Raw genomic sequence first — 21816 nt, 5'->3', positions numbered from 1 at the left:
AAAGTCACCTCCATTTGAATAGTAGGCGCTTTTTGAAAGTTTGTGTCAGTTTTTTCTCAGGCGATGCGCTGCTGCTCGGCGTCCGGGTGCGTGGGCAGCAGCAGCCGGCCGCTGTCGGCGTCGAACTCGAACAGCTCGCCGTAGCGACCCCAGTCGATCGCCGTGTCCAGCTGGCGCTGGGCGTCGTCCGTCCCGTAGAAGATGCGCAACTCGGCGAGGATCTCGTCCGTCCCGATCGCACCGGTGCCGGTGTGACGCAGATCGCGCACGATGCGGCGGACGAGCGGGGCGGCCTCCATCGCGAGCGTGGCGAACTGCTCCTTCGCGCGCAACTGGTCCGCCGCGGCGTACCTGCGGCCCTGCTCGGTGATCCGCAGCTCCGTGCCCTGCGGCCGTGCGAGCTTGAGCAGCTGGGCGGCGTCGACGATCGGCAGGAGGTCGTCGATCTCGTAGCGGAGCTCGTCGGCGATCTCGGCGAGGCCGTCCTGCCCGCCGCGCTCGGCGAGCAGCTCCACCAGACCGCCGAGCTCGCCGGTGCTCACGGCCGGCAGCGGGAGGTCGATTCCGTCGGCGACACCCCCCGGGCGAGCGCCCCCGCCCTCGACGGCGGTCGCACGCGGCTCGGCCGGCTGCCCGGTCAGGATGCCGTAGACCTCGTCGACGAGCGCCTCGAACTCCGGGCTGCGCCGGTCACGCGGCTGCGGGAGGCCCACGGCGAGCTCCGCCTTGATCCGCCCGGGGTTGGAGTCGAGCACGACGACGCGATCGGCGAGCTGGATGGCCTCCTCGATGTTGTGCGTGACGATGAGCGCCGTGCGGGTGGGAAGCGTCCCGTCGCCCCACATGCGCACCAGTTCGCCGCGCAGGTTCTCGCTGGTGAGAACGTCGAGCGCGGAGAACGGCTCGTCCATCAGCAGCACGTCGGGCTCCACGACGAGCGCTCGGGCGAAGCCGACACGCTGCCGCATCCCGCCCGAGAGCTCCTTCGGGTACGCCGACTCGAAGCCGTCGAGGCCGATCTGGTCGATCGCACGCAGCGCCCGCTCGCGACGGACCTCCGCGCGCACGCCCTTCGCCTCCAGCCCGAGCTCGACGTTCTCGAGCACGGTCAGCCACGGCAGCAGGGCGAACGACTGGAAGACCAGGGCGGTGCCCGGGTTGGCACCGTTGAGCACGTCACCCTTGAACGAGACGCTGCCGGAGGTCGGCGCGATCAGTCCGGCGATGCAGCGCAGCAGGGTGCTCTTGCCCGATCCGGAGCGGCCGAGCAGAGCGACGATCTCGCCCTGGCGGATGCTCAGCGAGACGCCGGAGAGGACGGTCTTCTCTCCACCGTCGGTGGCGAACGACTTCGTGACGTCGCGGACGTCGATGAGCGTGGCGGTCGTGGTGGTCATGATGGAGGCCCTCCTCACAGGCTGAAGCGGCGCTCGGCGACCGCGTAGAGACGGCGCCAGAACAGGCGGTTGAGTCCGACGACGAAGACGGACATGACGATCACTCCGACCAGCACCTTGGCCATGTCGCCGGTCGTGGTGGCATCGGCGATGTAGGCGCCGAGACCGGTCGCCGTGTAGGTGTGGTGGTTGTACGTGACGACCTCGGCGACGATGGAGGCGTTCCAGGCGCCGCCAGCCGCGGTGATGCCGCCGGTGACGTAGGCCGGGAAGATCGCGGGGAGGATCAGCCGCCGCCAGCGCTGCAGCCTCCCGACGCCGAAGCTGTCCATCGCCTGCCGCAGGTCGGTCGGGATCGCGCTCGCCCCTGCGATCACGTTGAACAGGATGTACCACTGCGAGCCCAGCGCCATCAGCAGGATGCCGCCGAGGTTCAGCGGGATACCGGAAGCGACGAAGAACGCGATCGCGAACGGGAACAGGAAGTTGGCGGGGAAGCTGGCGAGCAACTGCACGATCGGCTGGGCCAGCCGGCTGATCCGCGGGTTCATCCCGATCCAGACGCCGATCGGCACCCAGACGACCGTCGCGAACAGCAGGATCACCACGACCCGCGCCATCGTGATCGCGCCGAGCCCGAACGCCTCCACGAAGGCGCCGAGACCGACCGAACGCTGGATGAACACGTAGGCGGCGACCGCTCCCACCAGGATGGCGGCGACCACCAGGACGGTCACCGCGACGTCGAGGGCGCGCTTGCGCACCACCGGCACCCGGAGCGGGTGCTCCGCCAAGCCGAACGGGCGCGTCGCCCTGTCGAGCCCGCGCGCGATCGGCCGGAACCCGCGCTCGACGGTGCGCGGCAGCCACGACCGGCTGATCACGTCGAGCACGACGCTGCGCGGCCGGTCGGTCGGCGCGGTGTCCTCCTGCCGGAACCGCTCCGCCCAGGCGACCAGCGGCCGCCAGAACAGGAAGTTCACCCCCAGCACCATGATCGTCATGGTGAGGATCGCCCAGCCGACCCTGTCGAGCTGCCCGGCCTGCACCGCCGAGGCGACGTACGCGCCGACACCGGGGAGGGCGTAGCTGTGGTTGTTGACCGTGATCGCCTCGGAGGCGGCCAGGAAGAACCAGGCCCCGCCGAAGCTCATCATGCCGTTCCAGACCAGCGGAATCATCCCGGAGGGCACGTCGAGCCTCCAGAACCGCTGCCACTTGGTCAGCCGCATCAGCCGGGCCGCCTCATCGAGGTCGCGGGGCTGACTGGTCAGCGACGCGTAGAACGAGAACGTCATGTTCCACACCTGCGAGGTGAAGATCGCGAAGATCGCAGCGGACTCCAGCCCCAGCGTCGAGCCGGGGAAGAGCGCGATGAACCCGGTCACCGTCACCGACAGGAAGCCCAGGATCGGCACCGACTGGAGGATGTCGAGCGCGGGCAGGATCACCTTCTCGGCGCGCGGCAGCCGGGCGGCGGCCGTGGCGACCACGAACGTGAACAGCAGCGACGCGGCGAGCGCGGCGAACATGCGCAGCAACGATCGCAGCGCGTAGTACGGCAGCAGCGCGGGATCGGTGTCGATGGACGAGGGCACCTCGGCGAGCCGCAGCGGAGCGGTCGCCCCGGCGGTCGCCTGGATCACCAGGTAGAAGAGCACGACGATCGCGACGGCCACCACCACGTCGAGCCAGCGGAAGCGGACGCGACGGAGCGTGCCGGCGCCGGGAACGGTGCGGAGAAGAGGCATGACAGGACCTCCCTGAGTCGAGGGCTGACGGGAGACGAACGCTCGTCCTCGTGCTGCGGGGCTCAGTGACGGCCGGGTGCGCTGGGCGCGGAGGCCACCGCCGGGCAGCAGGGACGAGACGGACTATGATCGTCGATCACGGCGGGTCACCTCCTCGCGGATTCAGGCAGGCGCACGCCAGGTTCCGCCGCCGACCGCACGGTCGGGGGCGGGACTCCCACGTAAGAGCTTCGGCACTGCACGACGTGTCCCCACCGGGGAAGCCACTTGGGATCACCCCTTAAGCCGGGGAGACCTGTCCTGATCTTGGGCGTCTCTCGACGTCGTCAGATCAGTGGCCTGTGTTCGTGCAGAAGCCTCACCTAACGAAGTTTCTGCCGAGAAGAATCTAACAGGCCCGGCGGCTGCCGCGGCGCCTCTCTAACGAAATCCACACACCCGCCACCGGCCTCCGCCGAGACGTGCGCTCGGGGTTCGTGAGGTTCACGACGGTGCCGAGGGCCGCCATCCGGCCGGCGATGTCGCTGGTCCAGCTGCGAGCACGACGGATCGGTTCGATCAGGGCGTCGCCGTCGCACCTCGCTCGACCGCGGCTTTCCACGCTCGGTACCGAACGGGGCAGCAGCGGGCGCACGGCCGGTACCCGGCCGAGAGGGCCGTCCATTCGTCGGCGAAGAACACCCGGTTCGCGACGTACCCGCCCTTCGCGATCGCGCGGAGGGCGGCGGGGCAGTCCAAGCGCCCGTAGATCCGGTTGCCGCGGTGGCCTCCCCATTCGCCCTTCGTCACGGACGGGTAGGGGCGCCCGTCCGCGCCGGTCAGGACGAAGGTCACGCCGCACCGCGGGTGGCAGAGACGGAACCGTGGCCGGACGGGAGCCTCGTCGCGGTCACGCGGCGGCCTCCAGCTGCAGCAGGGCCGTCTTGGCCTCGAGCCCCCCGATGTAGCCGCCGAGGGTTCCGTCGGTGCGCAGCACCCGGTGGCACGGGACGACGACGGGCAGCGGGTTGGTGGCGCAGGCGCTGCCGACGGCGCGGATCGCCTTCGGGTTGCCGACCAGCGCTGCCATCTCCTTGTAGCTGCGGGTCTGCCCGTAGCCGATCTCCGGCAGATGCCTCTGCACCAGCCGGCGGAAACCACGCGAGAGCGACAGGTCGAGGTCGAGCTCGAAGGCCCGCCGACGGTGCCCGAAGTACTCGTCGAGTTCGCGCGCTGCGGCGTCGAGCCGCTTCGGCGCCCGGAGGATGCGCGGGCTGAGCTTCACGGCGAGCGATTCGAGAACCTTGTCGTGATCCTCGTTCGCGTAGGCGACGCGCACCAGCCCCTTCGGGGTCGCCGCGAGCAGCAGCTTCCCGACCGGGCTGTCGACGGTCGTATAGGCGACGTCGAGCAGGCCCTCGGCCTGTGCCGCCGCTTCCAGCCGACGGTGCAGCATCGCCAGCGTGCCGTCGTCGACGGGCGCCGACAGGGTGGTGAGCGTGTCGGCGCTCCCACTGTGCTTCGTGTCGTTCATGGTCGTGCTCCTTTCTCCAGCGCGCCCGGATAGCTCTTTCTGAGGCTCTTCATCCCGTCGGCCGACGCTCGTCGTGCCGCTTCGACGGTTCCGCCGAGGATCGCCGCGATCTCCGCGTAGGACATCCCGGCGAGATACCGGTACGTGATCGCCTGCCGCTGCTTGTCCGGCAACGTGCCGACGCACGCCCACAGGTCCTGATCCCGCGCTCCGGGGATGCCCAGCGTGGTCGGCGCTTCCGGCAGCTCCTCGACGGGCAGCGGGTTCCTCGCGGCCGCCCTGTGCACATCGATGGACTTGCGCCGGGCGATCGTGACCAGCCACGCTTCCACGTTCGCGGTCTCGGGGAGATCGGGGTACGCGCGAAGCGCGGCGAGGAACGTCTCCGACCACGCGTCGTCGGCGTCGTGCACGCCCAGCAGCGACCGGCACACCCTGAGGACGGTGGTCCCGTGCGTCTGCACCACGGATTCGAACGGCGGTTTCATGTCCATCCCATTGAAGTCGCTTCCAGCGTCGTTCTCGTGAGGTCGAGGTCAGAACAACCGGCCGGCCGCGATCGACGCCGGCTCCTCCAGCTCCAGCAGCGCCCGCTTGCGCCGGAGCCCACCGGCATACCCGGTGAGCGAGCCGTTCGAACCGAGCACACGGTGACAGGGCACGAACACGCAGAGCGGGTTCGCGCCGACCGCCTGACCGACCCGGTAGGCGAGCGATCTGTCGCCGAGGCCGGCCGCTATCGACCCGTAGGTCGTCGTCTCACCGAACGGGATGGCGGCGACCGCGTTCCACACGCGCTTCCGGAAGTCGTTGCCCTCGGCGGCGAACGGCAGCTCGAACGCGCGGCGGCGGCCGGCGAGGTACTCGTCGAGCTGACGCGATGCCTCCGCCAGCAACCCGTCGGATGCGGCCGCGACCGTGGCGCCGAGCGTGTGCTGCGCAGGACGGCGGATGTGGTGCGCGAAGTACAGCCCGGTGACCGCGTCGCCCTCGGCGACGATCGTCACGGAGCCGAGCACACCGGCGTCGACCGCTGCGTTCCTGGAGTTCATGAGTGTCGGTCCCTTCCGTCTCACCCTGAAGACGTGCGGGAGGGCGGGAACGTGAGATCGGAGTGTTCGTTTCACGACTCTATGCGCGTAGACTGCCGGAGACGCCACCCAGCCCGTCATGAACGAAGGAGTATCCGTGACAGAGTCGAACGATCGCACCCGCATCGAGCCCCGGGTGCTGGTGCTCGGTTCCGCCAACGTCGACACGTTCCTCTATGTGGACGACTTCCCCGCACCGGGAGAGACGGTCTTCGGCCAGGCCGGCCGCACCGGTCTCGGCGGCAAGGGCGCGAACCAGGCGGTGGCAGCGCAGCGCACCGGCGCCGAGACGACCTTCGTCGGAATGGTGGGGACCGATGACGGCGGCGCGTTCGTCCGCCGGACCCTCGACGACAACGGCGTCGACACCAGCGCTCTGCTCACCTCGGGGAGTGCGCCGACGGGCGCGGCCTACATCTCGGTGAACGCCGAGGCCGAGAACACCATCGTGGTGGTCAGCGGGGCCAACGCAGAACTCACCGCGGACGCGCTCGTCTCGCACGACATCGACGCACTGATCGCCGAAGCGGGGCCGACCATCGCCCTCACCCAAGGCGAGCTCGGCCCGGAGACGATCGCAGCGTTCGCGGCGGCCAGCGCCCGGGGCGGAGTGCGCTTCGTGCTCAACCTCGCCCCCGCCGCCCCGGTCGACGCCGCAGCACTGCGCGCCGCCGACCCGTTGATCGTCAACGAGGGCGAGGCGCAGGCGATCGCCCGCGGTGAGGCGTCGGCGCCGGTCGACGACATCGTCTCGTGGGCGCTCGCCACCGCGCAGGACCTGGTGGGGACGGTGTCGACCTCGGTCGTCATCACGCTCGGTGCGTCGGGAGCCGTCGCCGCGACCGCGGACGGGGCGTGGCACCAACCCTCCCCCCGACCGGCCGAGGTGGTCGACACCACGGGCGCCGGTGATGCCTTCGTCGGTGCCCTCGCCGCGGTGCTCGCGGCCGGCCGGCCGCTGGCCGAGGCCGTGCGCTGGGGGGTCGCCGCCGGGTCCGCCGCCGTGGCGGGACACGGCACCGTGGAGTCGTACACCCGCCTGGCCCGCTTCGATCACGCCGCCGTGCCGGCCGAAGCGGCGCCGGCCTCCGCATGACCCCCTCGCGTCGGCGCGCCCGCGTGACCCGTGAGGATGTGGCGCGGGCGGCGGGGACGTCGACTGCGGTGGTCAGCTATGTGATCAACGACGGACCCCGCCCGGTCGCGGAGAAGACCAGGCAGCGCGTCCTCGCCGCGATCGAGGAGGTCGGGTACGAGCCGGACACCATCGCTCAGGCGCTGGCCTCCGGCGTTTCCGGCGCCTACGGACTGATCGTCCCCGACATCGCCAACCCCTACTTCGCGGCGCTCGCGCACGTGCTCGCTGACGCGACCTCGGCCGCCGGCCGGGTGCTGCTGCTCGGAGACTCGATCGAGGACGCAGCACGCGAATCCGAGCTGATCCGCTCGTTCGCCCGGCGCAAGGTCGACGGACTGCTCCTGGCCACGGTGGACGGCCGGCCCGACCTGACGCCCGCCTCCGCGAATCGCATCCCCGTCGTCGTGATCGACCGGATCGATCCGCGACTGGAGGCGTCCACGGTCGCCATCGACAACGTCGCGGCCGCGCGCGCAGTGACCGAGCATCTGATCGCCCACGGCTACGCCAGCCACGGCATCGTCTGCGGACCCGCCGACCTCCTCGTCGCACGCGACCGCCTCCACGGCTGGTCGGCCGCGCTGGACGCCGCCCGCATCGAGCAGGCGCACCGCTCGGTCGCCGAGGCCCCGTTCACCCGGGGCGGCGGCAGAGAGGCCGGTCTGCGCCTCCTCGACCGTCCGGCCAGACCTCGCGCGATCTTCGCATCCAGCGAGGCCCAGGCCGTCGGAGTCCTCAGCGCAGCGGCCGAGCGCGGCCTGCGCGTGCCGGACGACGTCGCAGTGATGTCGTTCGACGGGACGGAGACGAGCGACTTCACGGTGCCCAAGCTGTCGTCCGCGGTCCAGCCGCTCGAGGACATCGCCCGCGCGGCCGTGTCACTTCTCGGCGTGTCTGCCCTCGGCGGGAAGGCCGGTATCGCCCCCACCCACCAGCTCATCGGGTTCGACCTCCGGCTGCGCGCATCCTGCGGGACGCATCGCGGGCTCGGCTGAACCGGCACCGCTGTCCTCGACCACCTCCCCCGCTCCCCGCAACCTCCGCACCGGTACGACCGCCGTCAGCGCCACCGCCACCAGCCCGACGACGAGCAGGGCGACCCCCGTACCCGACGCATCGATGACCGCGCCGGCGACCGCGGAGGCCAGGGACGCCCCGAGGTTGACCGCGTGGTTGATCCACGCCGACGCCTCCGTGCGGCCGTCGGAGGCCACGACCGTGTCGGCGACCAGGTAGCCGGTGATCAACGACGGCGCGAGGAACGCGCCGAGCAGCACCAGTCCCCCGGCGAAGAGCGGCAGCGAGCCGAAGGTGGACACCGCGACGGCGGTGAGACCGATCGCAGCGCACAGCACGAGCAGGCGCACTCCGAGAGACGCCCGCCAGCGCACGTGCCCGTAGACGAGGCCGCCGCCGGCGCTCCCGGCCGCGAACGCGGCGAGCAGCCAGCCCGCGAGCGGAACGGCATCCCGCTCGGCCGCCAGCGCCGGAGCGCCGATCTCCACGACGCCGAGCACGGCACCGACACCGGCCAGCACCACCAGCACGCGAAGGAACCCGGGGACGGCGAGCGGGCGGGCCCGGTGCTCGCGCGGACGCGGCGGGTTCCCGGACAGCACGGCGGAGGCTGTGCTGGTGATCAGGCCGAGCGTCCCGACCAGGCCGACTCCCGCGGTGACGAACAGCCCGACGCTCGGCGACGACGCGACGATGATCGCCGTGATCGCCACCGGACCCCCGACGAAGAGCAGCTCCTCCGCGACCGCGTCGAGGCTGAACGCCTTCTCGCGCTGCGGCCCCGCATCGGTGAGGGAACTCCACACGACGCGCATCGCCGCGCCGAGGGGAGGGGCCGAGAGACCGACGACGACGGCCAGCGCGACGGACCAGAAGGCGACCGTTCCGGGTGCGGTCGCGACCGCGGACACGATGCCGAAGGCGACGAAACCGGCGGCCTGCACGATTCCGAGGGCTCCGAGCGCGCGCGGCTGGCCCCAGCGGTCGACGGCGCGGGCACGCCACGGCGCCGCGACGACGTTGGCGAGACCGAACGCGGCCGAGGCGAGACCGGCGAGCGCGAACGAACCGGTGCCCTCCTGCACGGCCAGCAGCACGGCGAGGCCCGCCATGGCGAGCGCCGAACGGCCGATCAGCGCGGGGACGAAGGCGCGAAGCGCGCCGGGAAGACGAAGAGATGCGAACACGGTGAAGCTCCAGAAGACTCTGACGGTGGTTGGGCCCGCGGGGTCGGAGAAGCGACCCTCGACGGATCGAGACCTGCGCGGGCGGGACGCAAGACCGTCAGATGAACATCACGATGTGAAGCACCCGGCCACGGTACCAGATGCGTGCACGGCACCCGCTGCGGGGGCAGTGCGCACGGTCGGTGCCGTGCAAGGATGCGCAGGTGGATGACATCCGGAGCCGATTGCGGTCGACCTTCCAGTGGATCGGCGATCGAACCGACGCCGGCTTTCGAGCGGACGTGACCGGCTGGTGGCGTGACGCCACGATCCTCGGCGAGATCGGTGCCGGACTCGCCGCGCTTTTCGGCGACGCGGACCCGACCGTCGTTATGGGTACGCAGTCGCGCGGGAGCATCCTGGGCGTCCTCACCGCACTCCACCTGGGTGTCGGGTTCGCCGAGGTCCGCAAGGAGCCATCGCCCTCTGCGGACAGCGACGCGTGGTGGACGACGGCCACCGCACCGGACTACCGGGACCGCCACCTCGACCTCGGCCTGCGCCGATCGCGATTGCGCAGCGGAGACCGCGTGCTCTTCGTCGACGACTGGATCGACACGGGAGCGCAGGCTTCCGCCTGCCGACGGCTCGTCGACCTGAGCGGAGCGAGCTGGCTCGGAGGAGCGGTGGTGGTCGACGGGCTCGGCGAGCCGGCGCTGCGACGCCGGCTGACGATCCGGTCGCTGCTGCACATCCGCGACCTGTGAGCGGGGACGGGCGGCGGGCGGCGGGCGGGGTACGTCCTAGCTGCCGGAGCCACGCCGCACCACGGCGGCGACCGCCACGGTGGCGAGCGCGAGGACCTGTGCCTGCACTCCGATCCCGATCAGCCAGGCGAATCCCGGGTACGCGACCGCGGGACAGACCAGGGCGAGCGGGACCAGGATCGACAGAGAGAGAGCTGTGCGCACGAGCATCGTCTGCCGTCGGCTCGCGGGGCGCGCACGCCGGTTCAGCCGCGGCACCGCGAGAATGGCAGCGAGCAGGAAAGCAAACGAGATCGTCAGCACCCAGGCTGGCGCTGGCTGCCCCAGGAGTACGAGCACGGCGGGAGGCGCGGTGATCAACACGATCACCGCGAGCATCAGGACCGCGGGGGTTCCGGGCGCCGGAACCCAGGGCCGCTCGGTCGTACCGGACATCGCTTCCTCGCTCTTCGGCGATCGGCTCAGCATCGGTCGATGACGAGATGGGTCGTCGCCGGGCCATAGCCAGCGTACCAGAACTAAAACGCACAATTTTAGACTACTGACGCGCCTGCTGCGTCACCCCATCCGGAGCCAGCGGCCGACACGCCGGCCGGGAGGCCGTTGATCCGGAGATCCGGCCGCGGGTGGGCCGGATCTCCGGAGTCGTGCGCTGGCGCTAGACGGCCGGCGTGAGCCGTTCCGCTTCGCGTCGTCCCTGCGCGAAGCCGGCGCGGGCCGACGGCGGGCGGGTCGCGGGGTCCATCTGGTTCGTTCCCATCGCCTCCAGGGAGGCCGCATCGGGCGTGATCACGACGACCCGGCTCCCCTGTGCGCGCAGGGCCTCGACCTGGTCGCCCAAACCGTAGCCCGGGAAGCGCCGGATGCCCTCGAACTGGCCCGGCCGCTTCCAGTCGGGGCCGCCGAACGGCGACAGCACGATCACGGTCGCGTAGCCGGCCGCGAGGTCGGCGTTCTCGGCCGAACGGACGCCCCCGTTGATGTAGTGCACGCCGTCGACGATGTGGGTCGCGGTGCCGCCGGGCAGGGCCGTGCTCGCGGTGACGGCGTCGGCCAGCTCGACCCCGGAGTCGCGGTCGAAGGCGACCAGTTCGCCGGTGTGAGCGTTCAGCGCGAGCACGAGCAGGGGGCGCTCCGGCCAGTCCTGGCTCGGGAGCCGGGAGGCGACGAGCGCCCGCCGCTGGTCGGCTCCGGGGCGCAGCACCGCGTCGCTCTCGAGGGCGAAGGCGCCGAGCGCCCTGTGCAGTTCCTCCGCAGAGCCGGCGGCGGCGCCGATGGCGCGCAGTCGCTCGAACAGCTCCTGCTGCGGGAGGGCCGGCGGCCGCTGAGCGGGGCCGGGCGCGGCAGCACCGGCACCGGCACCACCGGCACCACCGGCACCGGAGGCGCCTCCGGCACCGCCCGGTCGCGCGGGGGCCGTCAGGGCGGCGGCGTAGAGGTCGGCGGCGGACATCCCGCTGCGCACGGCCGCGCCCGCGGTGGAGCCGGCGGAGGTGCCGATGACCAGGTCGGCGAGAGCGGTCAGATCGTAGCCCGCGTCGGCCAGTCCGGCGATGACGCCGAGCTGCCAGGCGTTGCCGGCGGCGCCGCCGCCACCGAGGACGAGGGCGACGTCGTGCGAGGTGTGGGGTTCGTGGCTCTGGTTCATGTCGTGATCCTTCGAAGAGGTGCGGGGCACCCGCGGATCGACGACGGAAGCGCTAGTGGCTTCGACGCGAAGGGGCGAGCACCCGACTGTTGATGGAAATCGGACTCACCTCCTCAGCTGGCGCGCTACGGCAGCGCGTACGGACGAACGCTTGAACGATAGTCGCCGGTGCGCTCCACCGCAAACGGCGGCGTCACGACGCCTGCGCCGGCACGTGGTCCAGCCCGAGCCCCTGCTGGCCGTAGGTGCTGAGCACCTCGCCGATCACGACCCGGTACGGGCCGATCCACCGCTCGTGGAGGCGCTTCGCCTCCCGGTGGGTGTCCATCCCGATCAGCTCGTGGAGGGCCTCCAGGCTGTCCCAGTAGTAGACCTCCGAGTGCAGACCGGTCTCGGGGTTCTCCCACGCCTCCTCGCCGAGGAAGCCCCGGATGCTGCGGGCGCGCTCGGCGATCTCGTCGTTGAGCCGGTGGAACTCGTCGTCGTACGGCTTCGTCGCGAAGATGAACGTGGACGTGTAGGTCGTGCCGGTTCCGGTCATGCCAGCAGCATACGGAGGCCGCTCACCCGAAGACCAGATACATGCCCGGCTTGCCCGGCTCCCTGAGCTCGAAGCGGAGGGTGAGGTCCGTCGCCTCGAGCAAGCCGACCTGCTGAGCGAACTGCTCGTTGGTGACGAACACGACCCGCTCGAAGCCCCAGTCGTCGCGCAACCACGAGCGCAGTGTGTCGAGCAGTGCCCTGTCGAGACCGGCCTCCAGCTGCGACTGGCGCACCCAGAAGTACGAGACGACGTCGACGTCCTCCCACGCGTCGTTCCCCACGGGCGTGACCGCCGACTTCGCCAGGAACGTCGCCGACGTCGGGAAGAGGTAGACGCACCCGAGGCAGAGGGTGTCGTCGGGGTCGCGCACGGTGAAGGTGAATGCGCGGTGCTCGGCGTGGCGCTGCTGGAGGCCGACGAGGTCGGCACGATTCGCCTCCACCGTGAAGTCGTCGGCCGGCCACTCCGACTGCTCCCAGAGGCGCAGCAGCTCGCGGGTCTCCATCACCGCCGCGTGGTCGTCGGCCGCGTCGTCGGCGCGGATCGGGCGGAGCAGGAAGCGGTCGCCGCCCAACCCGACCGGAACCGGCTCGACAGGATCGCGGAAGGACACGATCGGTCAGGCCCCGTCGCCCGCGGCCGAGCGCGGGATCGACAGCTGGTCGAGCTGCCGGTCATGCACCGACCTCACGAACTCCCAGCCCGCGCGCGGCGACTCCACGCGCGCATCGTGCGGCTCGTAGCCGTCGACGAGCGCCTCGACGTAGGCGCGGTCGCGAGCCAGACGATCGCGCAGCGCGGTCGCGTCGCCGACGGAACCGTGGCCCGGGATGACGACCGTCGCCTCCCCCGCCTGCGCCTCCAGCAGGAACAGCGCCGCGAGGTAGTCGTCGAGCGGGTCGGGAGCACCGGCCAGGTCGAGCATCGGGACGAACACATCGGACAGCATGTCGCCCGCGACGAGCACCCCGGCGCCGTCGACGAGGAGTGCGGCGTGGCCGGGGGCGTGCGCGCGATGCTCGAGGATGCGCACCGTCGGCCCGTCCCACGGGATCCGGTCGGCGCCGGCGGGCAGCCCGGCGAGGTCGTCGCCGAGCCCGTCGAGGCGCACGTCGTCGGGGATGCCGAACCGCTTCGCGTCGATGCCGTTCGCCAGCCGTCGCCGTGCGGTGTCCGCGGCGAGCGCTGTGGCCCACTGGTCCACGGCCCCCAATGCCGGGTGCCAGAGCAGGTGGTCCCAGTGCGGGTGCGTCGCGAACCCCGCGACGACCGTGTGCCCGGCGCGCTGGAGGTCGTCGGCGAGACAGCCGATCTCGCTCTCGTGGATGCCCGGGTCGACGACGAGCACCCCCGTGTCCCCCACGACCACCACCGCGTTGGTCCGGCACCACGCGCTGGTATGGACGAGCACCCCGTCAGCCGCTTCGCTCAGCACGCCCCCAACCTACCCCGCCCCACCTCCCCGGGCCTGCTGAGGCCGGCATCCGCGCTGATACGGTGATCGCGTGACCGACGGCAGAGAGACGGTACTGATCGAGGGCGGCACCTTCCGCATGGGCTCCGCCGAGTTCTACCCCGACGAGCAGCCTGTGGTGGAGCGCGAGGTCGCCACGTTCCGCATCGACCGCTACCAGGTCACGAACGAGGACTACGCGCGCTTCGTCGCCGACACCGGGTACGTCACCGTCGCCGAGCGTCCCCTGGCCGCCGCCGACTACCCCGGCGTCGCGGCAGAGGACCTCGTGCCCGGCGCCATGGTCTTCACCCCGACCGCCGGGCCGGTCGACCTGGGCGACTGGCGCAACTGGTGGCGCTGGCAGCCCGGCGCGTTCTGGCGGGCGCCGTTCGGCCCCGGCTCCTCGGTCGACGCCCGGATGCGGCATCCCGTCGTGCACATCGCCTTCGAGGACGCCACGGCGTATGCGGCCTGGGCGGGCAAGCGGCTGCCGACGGAGGCCGAGCACGAGTTCGCCTCCCGCGGGGGCGTCGACGGCGCCCGCTTCGCGTGGGGCGACGAGCCGTATCCCGGCGGCGTCCCGCAGGCCAACTCGTGGCTGGGCCGCTTCCCCTACGACAACCGCGGCGTCGGCGGCACCGCGCCCGTCGGGTCGTACCCGGCGAACGGGTTCGGGGTCTTCGACCTGATCGGCAACGTCTGGGAGTGGACGAGCGACTACTACACGCCCCGCCACGTGCGCCTGAGCGACCATCCCGTCGACGCGGGCAAGCGGCAGAACCTGCTCGCGACCGCGAGCGCGCACGAGGGCGAGACCATCCCGCGGCGGGTGCTCAAGGGCGGCTCGTTCCTCTGCTCGCCCGAATACTGCCTGCGGTTCCGCCCGGCGGCCCGATCGCCGCAGGCGGAGGACACCGGGATGTCGCACATCGGGTTCCGCTGCGCCGTCGACGCGTGAGGAACCGGCCTCAGAACACCGCAGCGATCCAACGGCCGACGAAGTCGGCGCCGATGACCAGCAGCACCACGACGAGCAGAGCCGTGCCGTGCTCGCTCAGCCAGGTCTGCAGGCGGCGCAGCGGGGCCTCCGCCCGGTCGGGCGCGACGATCGCGGCGCCGACCGGGATGGTCACCGAGCTGGTGCTCAGCACGACGAAGACCACGACCACCACCAGCTGAGCCGCGGCCGCCAGGCCGCCGGTCGCGATGTCGACGCCGACCGCCGCGGCGACCGCCAGGTGCAGCGGGCTGACGATGGAGAGGGCGAGACCGAGGCCGAGCGCCGACAGCGGAGTCAAGCGCCCGATCACCCGCGTGAGCCGCGGCGGCCTCGGATCCGTCCCTGGTCGTGGGCGCGCCCGCCAGGCCAGGGCGGCCGACCCGAACATCACGAGCGCGACGAGCGGGTCGAGGAACCACGCGTCGCCCTTCAGCGACGGCAGCTGGATCGCTCCGATGGCGGCGCCGAAGATCGTGAACACGGCGATGTACAGGCCGATCCCCACCACCCAGCCCACCGCGTACGCGCCAGGCACCGCACGGGCGCGCCCGGACAGGAGGAGGGCGGTGGCGGCCATCACGCGCGTCGGGCTGAACCACACGACGAGCGCGAGGGGGAGGATGGCGCCGACGACCGCGAGCATCCGCCCCTCCCCACCCGTGAGCCCGTCCGCCGACTATGCGGACGCGACGCGCAGGCCGTTCCCGTGGCGCGCGCGCTGCCCTTCGACGATGTAGAGCACGCCGGTCGCGAGCTGGATCGCCTGCGACGCGATCAGCGCGCCGACCCAGACGGGAACCAGCACGACGACCGGGAGCGTGCTGACGAGGAGGGCGACCACCATCGCGACGGCGAATGCGGGCAGCCCCCAGCGCGCGGGACCACGGAGCACACCTGCGCGGAAGACCACGATCGCGGCGACGGCGAGCGCGACCAGTGAGAGCAGGTCGATCGCCCAGACCAGCGACGACCAGATCACGAGCATCGGCAGCGGCGCACCGGCGCCCGGCGCCGGCCATACGAAGTACCCGGCGGAGAGAGTGTGCGTGACACCGAACAGGATGAGCGCGAGCTTTCCGAGCAGCGAGGTTCCGGCGATGCCCGGCTCGCCGCGCACTCCCACGGCGAGCACGATGCAGGCGGCGATCAGCGCGATCGCCGGCACGCCTTGGGCGACCGGTGGGTTCGCATAGATCCACGAGATATCGATCCACGGGAGCACGAAGGCGGCGTTCGACAGCAGCGGGAACACCGCCGCGAACGCGAGGCCCACGCCACCCCAGGTCAGTGTCAGCGCCGGCGCGCGGCCGATTGAGCTCTCGTCATCCCCCATGCGGACAGACTGGCCGGTCGGCGAGCGGATGCGCAAGGACTTTTCCCCGGATCCGTGCCAGGATCGGATGGACGCCGACGCGAGGGGGACACGTGATGCGGACGATGGGGACGACGACGGTCGAGACCGGGGAGCTCTCGCGGCTGCCCGCCGGGCCGATCCTGATGCGGCTGCGCCGCCTGCTGCTCACGACGGCAGGAGCCGCCGCGGCGTACACGCTGCTGAGCACGGGGAGCGTCGGGACGTGCACCGACACGCCGAATGCCGGCGGCTCCGGCGCCGCCCAGGTCACCTGCGCGAACCTCGTCCTGCACCCGAGCTGGATCGTCTACGCCGCGTTCGCCGTCATCCTGTTCGTCGCGATCGGCCGGGTCGCCCGTCAGGCCTCGACGGTCGCGGACGCGCTCCGCACGCTCGACCGCGCCGCCATCGTCATCGGTGCGCTCGCCGTGCTCGCCGGCCTCATCGGGATGGCGTGGCTGTTCCTGGTCCCGCACGAGGCGCTGACCAGCGGGGGCACGCTGATCTACCCGTTCCCGTTCAGCTCGCCCGAGCTGACCATCACGCACAACCCGTGAGCGCGGCGCCGGTCGCGGGAGGCTGACCGCCGCCGCTGAGTACCATGCACCCCATGGCCATCAGACTCGACAACGTCGGCATCGCGGTGCGCGACCTCGAAGCGACGATCTCCTTCTTCACCGACCTCGGTCTGGAGGTGGTCGGCCGCGACACCGTCAACGGCGAATGGACCGACACAGCAGTCGGCCTGGACGGCAACCACGCGAAGATCGCGCTGCTGCAGACGCCGGACGGCCACGGCAGGCTGGAGCTGTTCGAGTACCTCCACCCCGGCGCCATCGAGACCGACCCCACGCTCCCGAACGAGATCGGCATGCACCGGGTCGCGTTCGCGGTCGACGACATCGACGCCGCCCTGGAGGTCGCGGCGTCGCACGGTTGCTACCCGCTGCGTGGCGTCGCGAACTACCAGGACGTCTACAAGCTCACCTACCTGCGCGGCCCCAGCGGCATCCTCGTGATGCTGGCCGAGGAGCTGCAGCACGCAGACCGCTAGTTCTCCTGACGCGCGGGGGTCCGTCCGTCGATGCCGACGGCCTGCGCGAACGCCTGGGCGGCGTCGTCCAGCGACTCGTCGCGGAGGAAGCGCGGCACGACGCGGCCGAACCGCATCAGGTGGACGCTGATCCGCCCGTGGGCGGCGCCGTCTCGGCAGATCAGATCGAGCGTGGGGACGATCCGTGCTCCCGACTGCGCGGAGCCGATCTCCACCCGTTCGATCGCGGCCGCGGGGAACTCCGCGACCGTGTGCGGCCGGCGCCACCCGCGCACGAAGCGCACGGCCCCGCGGTCCGCGACCAGCGCCATGTACGAGCTGGCGACGAGCTTGGTCCGCGCGCCGGTCGACTGGCGCGCGAACGCGTCAGCACTCGAGACCAGCACCGGGTCGGTCGGGACCGTCGCGATGAACGCGCCGGGGTAGGTCTCGCCGAGTCGGCGGGTCCGTCTGCGGTCGAGCGTCGCGTAGAGCCGGAACAGCCCGAACGCGAGCAGCAGGACGCCGGCGACGATCAGCGCCAGCATCGAGAGGATGTCGAGCCAGTCGAGGCCCTCGTCGTGGGCCACGAGCACCCGGCCGACGAGCCCCAGCAGCGACAGGGCGAGCAGACATCCGTAGCCGATCGCCGCCGCGGCCGAGATCCGTCGGCGTCGTGTCCCCGTCACGTCGCCATCTTGTCAGAGGCGCCCACCGCTCCCTACGGATCTGAGAGGACTCGCACGATGGCTCAGGCCTCCGCCGCGGCCCGGATGATCGCCGCCGCCCGGTCGGCCCGCGGGATGAAGGCGGTGTGCGATCCATCGATGTGCTCCGTGGTCGCGCCCATCCGCTTCGCCCAGGCCTCCTCGGCCTGCGGCGAGATGGAGTTGTCGTGGTCGGACACCAGGAACCAGCTCGGGATGTCGTGCCAGCCGGCTCCCGTCGCCTGCTCGGTGAGCGCGGCGACCGCCAGCGGGCGCTGGGTGGCGTACATGACGGCGGCGGCCTCGTCCGACGAGTCGGCGCAGAAGACCTCCTGGAATCGTTCCTTCTTCACGTGGAGCTCGGGGCCGCCGGGTGCCCCCACCGCCTCGTACGGGGTGGGCTCGTTCTCGGTCGCCAGCAGCGGCGCCGGGTACGGCTGCTACGCGCTCACCGCGCTCTCGCCCACGTCGAGCCCGAAGGCGGCGAGGAACACGAGCGCCTTCACGTTGCTCAGCCCCGCGGATGCCTGGCCGATGACCGCACCGCCGTAGGAGTGGCCGACGAGCACGACGGGCCCGTCGATGGCGGAGACGACGCGGCGGACCGATTCGCCGTCGTTCAGCAGGCCGCGGAGCGGGTTCGGCGGCGCGACGACCGTGTACCCGGATCCTTCGAGCTCGGCGATCACCCCGGCGAAGCCGGAGGCATCGGCGAAGGCGCCGTGGACGAGAACGATGGTGGGCAGTTCAGGCATGAATCTCTCCTCGAGTCGGTGACGGTTCCGGGAGGCCGCCCGATAGGGCGGCGGCACGGCGACATCATGAGACAGCCCGAACCCCTTCGGCAAGAGGTGTCACCAGGAGTTCCTCAACCGGCCCGGCGGCGGATGCCGCCTGGCCGGGGCTCAACGGCCGACGGCCGTGCGCAGGATCGCGGCGATCCGCTCCTGGTCCGCAGCGGTCATGCTGGTGATCGCGTAACCGACCGGCCACAGGCCGCCGTCGTCGAGCTGCGCGGCCTGCTGGAACTCGATCGTCGCGTAGCGGATCTTGAACTTGGCTCCCGGCTTGAACGCGACGACGGTCTTGCCGTCGGCGTCGGCGTACGCCGGCATGCCGTACCAGGTCTTCGCGGCCAGCGACGTGTTCTCGGCGACCAGCCGGTGGAACGCCTCCGCGAACTCCTTGTCCGTGCCGGTCATCGCGGCGATCGCCTCGTCGCACGCGGCGGCAGCGTCCGCTCCGGCCTGCGCCGCCTTCTTCTCGGCGACGGCGGCCTTGATCGCGGCCTTCTCTTCTTTGCTGAACGTGGTGTCGGTCATGGTTTCGTTCCCCTCTCGTGACCTGGCTCCAACCTAGGCTCGGAGCCCGCCGGGTCGCTTCTCCGATCCTGCTCTCTTCCAAACCTGACACACCGTGTCGAAAACCCTAGCCAGGAGGTGGGCACAGGGATCACACTGTGCTCACCCGGCACATCCGTCGCGGTCGGCGAGGGACCGGTGCCCGGCGACAGGGAGGTATGCCGTGACCATGCACCCGTCCATCCACCATGCCCCGCATCTCGAGGAGACCTCGCCGGTCCCCTACCTGCGGCATGGTCAACTCATCGCGCTCATCCATTGGAACCGCGTCGCCGGCGACTGGAAGTACACGACCCTCCTGGCCGAGTACGCCGGGCGCGACGACAAGCACTGGCAGGTGATCGCCCACGGCCAGCCGATGACACTCGACCGGGCCGAGTGGGCGATCTTCAACTGAGACGACGGGCGCCGGCTCAGCGGGCAGCCGCGAGCAGCGGCCGCACCGAGGCGTAAGCGTCGCGCACATCCCGGGTGGAGGCGTCGTAGACGCGCGCGATCCGGGTGGCGCCGTCGTAGCGCGGCCAGCCGGGGTCGCCTCCCGAGACGAACGCCACCGCCGCACCGTGTACCTCGTCGGCCAGCTCCTGCGGTGGGTTCGGGCCGGCCAGCGGCTCCATCGCGGGGCCGTCCAGGCAGTCGAAGAAGAACGGAACGTCGAGGCAGTGCTCGGCGAAGCCGAAGTGCCCTGACGGCCAGGCGAACCGGTACACCCAGGTGGGCGCGGTGCCGCGGTCGGCGACCACGTTCAGGACCGCGACGCGGAACATCCGGTCGGTCAGCACGCGGCCGGCCAGCCGGGCCTTGCCGTGGGCGACGACGTCGGCGTTCGCGGCGAGGTACGCCTTCCGTGCGCTCTTCGGCACACCGAGCTTGCCGAGCAGGATGCCCTTCGGCACCAGCGCGAGCGTCCTGCCCGCGTCGGCCATCGCCATCGTGAACTCGTCGTCGGTGGCGCCGAGGACGAGCGGCTTGTCGGCGCCGACACCGCTCCGCAACGATTCCGGCGTCGAGCGGACGAGGAGGTCGCCGTCGATCGTCGGACCGAGCGGGAGGCCGCCCTCGACGACCTCGTTCAGCGCATCCGGCCCGAGCTCCGTCGCCTTCTTCTGCAGTTCGAGGACGCGCTCCTCTGCGACCGTCGCCCAGCCGGCACGGGTCGGCTCGACGCCGGCCGTCGCGGCGAGCGCCCGCCCGAAGGCCTCCGACTTCTCCGGTGTCACGTCGGCCAGGGCTCCGGAGATGGCGTACACGGCGCGGAACAGGTGCTGCGCCTTCGCCATGCCGAGGAGGGTCAGCGCGGCCCCGCCGCCTGCGGACTGGCCGCAGATCGTGACCCGCGCAGGGTCGCCGCCGAACGCCGCGACGTTCTGCTGCACCCACTCCAGCGCGAGCAGCCAGTCGCGCACACCGCGGTTCGACGGTGCGTCCTCGATCCAGCCGAAGCCGTCGAAGCCGAGCCGGTAGGAGATGGTGACCGTCACCACCCCGTCGCGGTTGAAGTTGCGGCCGTCGTACCAGGGGCTCGCCGGGGAGCCGGCGAAGTAGCCGCCGCCGTGGATGTACACGAGCACGGGGAGGCCGTTGCCCGCCTCAGCCTGCACCGGGCTCGGGGTGTGCACGTTGACGTTGAGCGTCGACTCCCCCGGGACGCTCGGCTCGGGGATGAGCGTCACGCCGGGATCGCCTCGCTGCGCGGTGGCACCGAACGCGGCGGCGTCGAGCACGCCCTCCCACGGGGCCTTCGGAACGGGCGCTGCGAAGCGCAGCTCTCCGACCGGCGCCTCGGCGAACGGGATGCCGAGGAACGCCGCGGACCGCAGGGCGCCGCGTGCGCCGGACCCAGGGGCCGTCGTGTCCTTCCAGCGACCGCGCACCGTGCCGGCGAGCGTCCGCACCTCGGGGTGCGCCCCGGCCCCGGCCTCCGCGACTGCCTCGGCCCCGGCCTCCGCCGGGGATGTCTGCATGTTCTCCATCAGGCGACCTCCGCCGTCACGTTGCCACTGTGTCTGCCGTCGACGGCGTCCTCATCGAGGGGGAGCCAGTCGAGGATCTTCTTGATGAACGCGTCCCAGAATAGCCAGTCGTGGCCGCCCGGCCCTTCCTCGTAGTGGTGCTCGACGGCGTTGCGTTCGAGGAAGCGGTGGAAGTCCTGCGTGCGCGTCAGCACGAAGTCGTCGACGCCGCTGGCCAGGAAGATCCCGGGGATGTCCGCGCCGGACTCCTTCAGCCGCGCGATCAGTCCCTTGTAGTCGCGGTCGCTGCCGAGCACGGAGGCGGCGTCGCCGAACGCGCGCTCGATCATCCGCCGGTTGCCCGGCATGAGGGTGTCGAGGCTCTCCAGCTGCGGCTCGTCGTAGCCGGGGACCAGGTCGCCCAGCAGCAGACCGGGCGAGAGCACACCGATCCGGCTGAACGTGTCGGAGAAGCGCAGCCCGTTGACCAGCGCTCCATAGCCGCCCATCGACAGGCCCGCGATGAAGGTGTCGTCGCGCCGGTGCGAGAGCGGGAACGTCCTGCGGGTGAAGTCGACCAGCTCCTCGCCGACGAACCGCCCGTAGTTGCCGGCCATCGCCGAGCCCTCGGCATCATCGATCCACCAGCGGTTGTCCCCTGACGGCATGATTACCGCGAGGTTCTTCTCCTGCGCCCACATCTGGATGCGCGTCCCGCCCAGCCAGTCGGTGTAGTTGCCGAGGCCGCCGTGCAGCAGGTAGAGGGTCTTCAGCCCGTCGGTCGACGCACCGCTCTTCTCCTCCTGCCCGGGAGAGAGCAGCGATTTGTCGGTCGGGATGATCGCGTTGAATGTGACGGTGCGCTCGAGGGTCTTCGCGTAGAAGTTCACTTCGGCGAGTGCCATGGTGCTGCCTTTCTTC

At 71.4% G+C, this 21816-nt stretch carries 25 protein-coding genes, 1 pseudogene and 1 riboswitch; of the genes and pseudogenes, 7 read left to right on the top strand and 19 right to left on the bottom strand.

Translation table 11 applies throughout. The features are described 5' to 3' along the window. Positions 1–56: 56 nt before the first annotated feature. From KNO15_RS19805 to KNO15_RS19780, 6 genes are all read right to left on the bottom strand, one after another. On the bottom strand, positions 57–1397 hold the full coding sequence (locus tag KNO15_RS19805; RefSeq protein WP_241705538.1) for an ABC transporter ATP-binding protein: 1341 nt from the start codon (positions 1395–1397) through the stop codon (positions 57–59). Positions 1398–1411: 14 nt separating this feature from the next. Next, positions 1412–3148: an ABC transporter permease gene (locus tag KNO15_RS19800; protein WP_241705537.1), complete on the bottom strand. Its 1737-nt coding sequence runs from the start codon at positions 3146–3148 to the stop codon at positions 1412–1414. Positions 3149–3356: 208 nt separating this feature from the next. Further along, a riboswitch (M-box (ykoK) riboswitch) is annotated at positions 3357–3525 on the bottom strand. Between the two features lie 181 nt (positions 3526–3706). Continuing rightward, positions 3707–3982 (bottom strand): Ada metal-binding domain-containing protein, encoded by a 276-nt coding sequence (locus tag KNO15_RS19795; protein WP_241705536.1) that lies wholly within the window; start codon positions 3980–3982, stop codon positions 3707–3709. A 55-nt stretch (positions 3983–4037) separates the two neighbouring features. Further along, positions 4038–4661 carry a methylated-DNA--[protein]-cysteine S-methyltransferase gene (locus KNO15_RS19790; RefSeq protein ID WP_374113190.1) on the bottom strand — a complete coding sequence of 208 codons (624 nt, stop codon included), beginning with the start codon at positions 4659–4661 and terminating at the stop codon, positions 4038–4040. After that, entirely contained in the window at positions 4658–5149 is a 492-nt protein-coding gene (locus KNO15_RS19785) for an RNA polymerase sigma factor (protein ID WP_241705535.1), read from the bottom strand. Before KNO15_RS19785 ends, KNO15_RS19790 begins: the two co-directional genes overlap by 4 nt. A gap of 48 nt (positions 5150–5197) precedes the next feature. Then, positions 5198–5713, bottom strand: a complete 516-nt coding sequence (locus KNO15_RS19780; RefSeq protein ID WP_241705534.1) for a methylated-DNA--[protein]-cysteine S-methyltransferase — start codon at positions 5711–5713, stop codon at positions 5198–5200. A gap of 136 nt (positions 5714–5849) precedes the next feature. Between KNO15_RS19780 and KNO15_RS19775 the strand changes: the two genes are divergently transcribed. Both KNO15_RS19775 and KNO15_RS19770 read left to right on the top strand, forming a co-directional pair. Continuing rightward, the gene (locus KNO15_RS19775; protein WP_241705533.1) at positions 5850–6848 is read left to right on the top strand and encodes a ribokinase; all 999 of its coding nucleotides are present in this window, start codon (positions 5850–5852) and stop codon (positions 6846–6848) included. A gap of 23 nt (positions 6849–6871) precedes the next feature. After that, positions 6872–7885 (top strand): LacI family DNA-binding transcriptional regulator, encoded by a 1014-nt coding sequence (locus KNO15_RS19770; RefSeq protein ID WP_241705532.1) that lies wholly within the window; start codon positions 6872–6874, stop codon positions 7883–7885. Here KNO15_RS19770 and KNO15_RS19765 read toward each other — a convergent pair. Further along, complete coding sequence (locus KNO15_RS19765) at positions 7769–9094, bottom strand: hypothetical protein (RefSeq protein WP_241705531.1); 1326 nt, start codon at positions 9092–9094, stop codon at positions 7769–7771. The genes KNO15_RS19770 and KNO15_RS19765 overlap by 117 nt on opposite strands. A gap of 203 nt (positions 9095–9297) precedes the next feature. Here KNO15_RS19765 and KNO15_RS19760 point away from each other — a divergent pair, with 203 nt between their 5' ends. Then, positions 9298–9840, top strand: coding sequence for an adenine phosphoribosyltransferase (locus KNO15_RS19760; RefSeq protein WP_241705530.1), 543 nt, complete (start codon positions 9298–9300; stop codon positions 9838–9840). Between the two features lie 36 nt (positions 9841–9876). Here KNO15_RS19760 and KNO15_RS19755 read toward each other — a convergent pair whose 3' ends face one another. From KNO15_RS19755 to KNO15_RS19735, 5 genes are all read right to left on the bottom strand, one after another. Then, positions 9877–10275 carry a hypothetical protein gene (locus KNO15_RS19755; RefSeq protein ID WP_241705529.1) on the bottom strand — a complete coding sequence of 133 codons (399 nt, stop codon included), beginning with the start codon at positions 10273–10275 and terminating at the stop codon, positions 9877–9879. A gap of 223 nt (positions 10276–10498) precedes the next feature. Continuing rightward, positions 10499–11488 (bottom strand): patatin-like phospholipase family protein, encoded by a 990-nt coding sequence (locus tag KNO15_RS19750; RefSeq protein ID WP_241705528.1) that lies wholly within the window; start codon positions 11486–11488, stop codon positions 10499–10501. Between the two features lie 193 nt (positions 11489–11681). Beyond that, a complete protein-coding gene (locus tag KNO15_RS19745) occupies positions 11682–12029 on the bottom strand; it encodes an antibiotic biosynthesis monooxygenase family protein (RefSeq protein WP_241705527.1) in 348 nt (115 codons plus the stop codon). Between the two features lie 22 nt (positions 12030–12051). Beyond that, positions 12052–12645, bottom strand: coding sequence for an N-acetyltransferase (locus KNO15_RS19740; RefSeq protein ID WP_241705526.1), 594 nt, complete (start codon positions 12643–12645; stop codon positions 12052–12054). A 6-nt stretch (positions 12646–12651) separates the two neighbouring features. Further along, complete coding sequence (locus tag KNO15_RS19735) at positions 12652–13467, bottom strand: MBL fold metallo-hydrolase (protein ID WP_241705525.1); 816 nt, start codon at positions 13465–13467, stop codon at positions 12652–12654. 70 nt (positions 13468–13537) lie between these two features. On the opposite strand from KNO15_RS19735, the gene KNO15_RS19730 reads away from it, so the two are divergent. Next, positions 13538–14446: a formylglycine-generating enzyme family protein gene (locus KNO15_RS19730; protein ID WP_308220460.1), complete on the top strand. Its 909-nt coding sequence runs from the start codon at positions 13538–13540 to the stop codon at positions 14444–14446. A 10-nt stretch (positions 14447–14456) separates the two neighbouring features. On the opposite strand, the gene KNO15_RS19725 is transcribed toward KNO15_RS19730, so the two are convergent. Together KNO15_RS19725 and KNO15_RS19720 are read right to left on the bottom strand one after the other, a co-directional pair. Beyond that, the gene (locus tag KNO15_RS19725) at positions 14457–15131 is read right to left on the bottom strand and encodes a GAP family protein (protein WP_241705524.1); all 675 of its coding nucleotides are present in this window, start codon (positions 15129–15131) and stop codon (positions 14457–14459) included. Positions 15132–15164: 33 nt separating this feature from the next. Beyond that, the gene (locus KNO15_RS19720; protein ID WP_241705523.1) at positions 15165–15821 is read right to left on the bottom strand and encodes a hypothetical protein; all 657 of its coding nucleotides are present in this window, start codon (positions 15819–15821) and stop codon (positions 15165–15167) included. Positions 15822–15913: 92 nt separating this feature from the next. Here KNO15_RS19720 and KNO15_RS19715 point away from each other — a divergent pair, with 92 nt between their 5' ends. After that, the gene (locus tag KNO15_RS19715) at positions 15914–16399 is read left to right on the top strand and encodes a hypothetical protein (protein WP_374113189.1); all 486 of its coding nucleotides are present in this window, start codon (positions 15914–15916) and stop codon (positions 16397–16399) included. A 53-nt stretch (positions 16400–16452) separates the two neighbouring features. Beyond that, positions 16453–16896 carry a VOC family protein gene (locus KNO15_RS19710; protein WP_241705522.1) on the top strand — a complete coding sequence of 148 codons (444 nt, stop codon included), beginning with the start codon at positions 16453–16455 and terminating at the stop codon, positions 16894–16896. Here the strand turns inward: KNO15_RS19710 and KNO15_RS19705 are convergent. From KNO15_RS19705 to KNO15_RS19690, 3 genes and pseudogenes are all read right to left on the bottom strand, one after another. Then, positions 16893–17564, bottom strand: coding sequence for a hypothetical protein (locus tag KNO15_RS19705; RefSeq protein ID WP_241705521.1), 672 nt, complete (start codon positions 17562–17564; stop codon positions 16893–16895). The two genes, KNO15_RS19710 and KNO15_RS19705, sit on opposite strands and share 4 nt — an antisense overlap. 62 nt (positions 17565–17626) lie before the next feature. Further along, positions 17627–18337, bottom strand: a pseudogene (locus KNO15_RS23525) (alpha/beta hydrolase). A gap of 150 nt (positions 18338–18487) precedes the next feature. After that, positions 18488–18904, bottom strand: a complete 417-nt coding sequence (locus KNO15_RS19690) for a hypothetical protein (RefSeq protein WP_241705518.1) — start codon at positions 18902–18904, stop codon at positions 18488–18490. 202 nt (positions 18905–19106) lie between these two features. Between KNO15_RS19690 and KNO15_RS19685 the strand changes: the two genes are divergently transcribed. After that, positions 19107–19340 carry a hypothetical protein gene (locus KNO15_RS19685; protein ID WP_374113188.1) on the top strand — a complete coding sequence of 78 codons (234 nt, stop codon included), beginning with the start codon at positions 19107–19109 and terminating at the stop codon, positions 19338–19340. 16 nt (positions 19341–19356) lie between these two features. On the opposite strand, the gene KNO15_RS19680 is transcribed toward KNO15_RS19685, so the two are convergent. Continuing rightward, a complete protein-coding gene (locus KNO15_RS19680; protein WP_308220459.1) occupies positions 19357–20916 on the bottom strand; it encodes a carboxylesterase/lipase family protein in 1560 nt (519 codons plus the stop codon). Beyond that, positions 20916–21800, bottom strand: coding sequence for an alpha/beta hydrolase (locus KNO15_RS19675; RefSeq protein WP_241705517.1), 885 nt, complete (start codon positions 21798–21800; stop codon positions 20916–20918). Before KNO15_RS19675 ends, KNO15_RS19680 begins: the two co-directional genes overlap by 1 nt. Positions 21801–21816: the final 16 nt, after the last annotated feature.

It is taken from the genome of Leifsonia shinshuensis (assembly GCF_022606355.1).
Lineage (GTDB): Bacteria > Actinomycetota > Actinomycetes > Actinomycetales > Microbacteriaceae > Leifsonia > Leifsonia shinshuensis_B.
The sequence above is the reverse complement of the archived record's forward strand: the minus strand, read 5'-3'. Positions and strand labels throughout refer to the sequence as shown.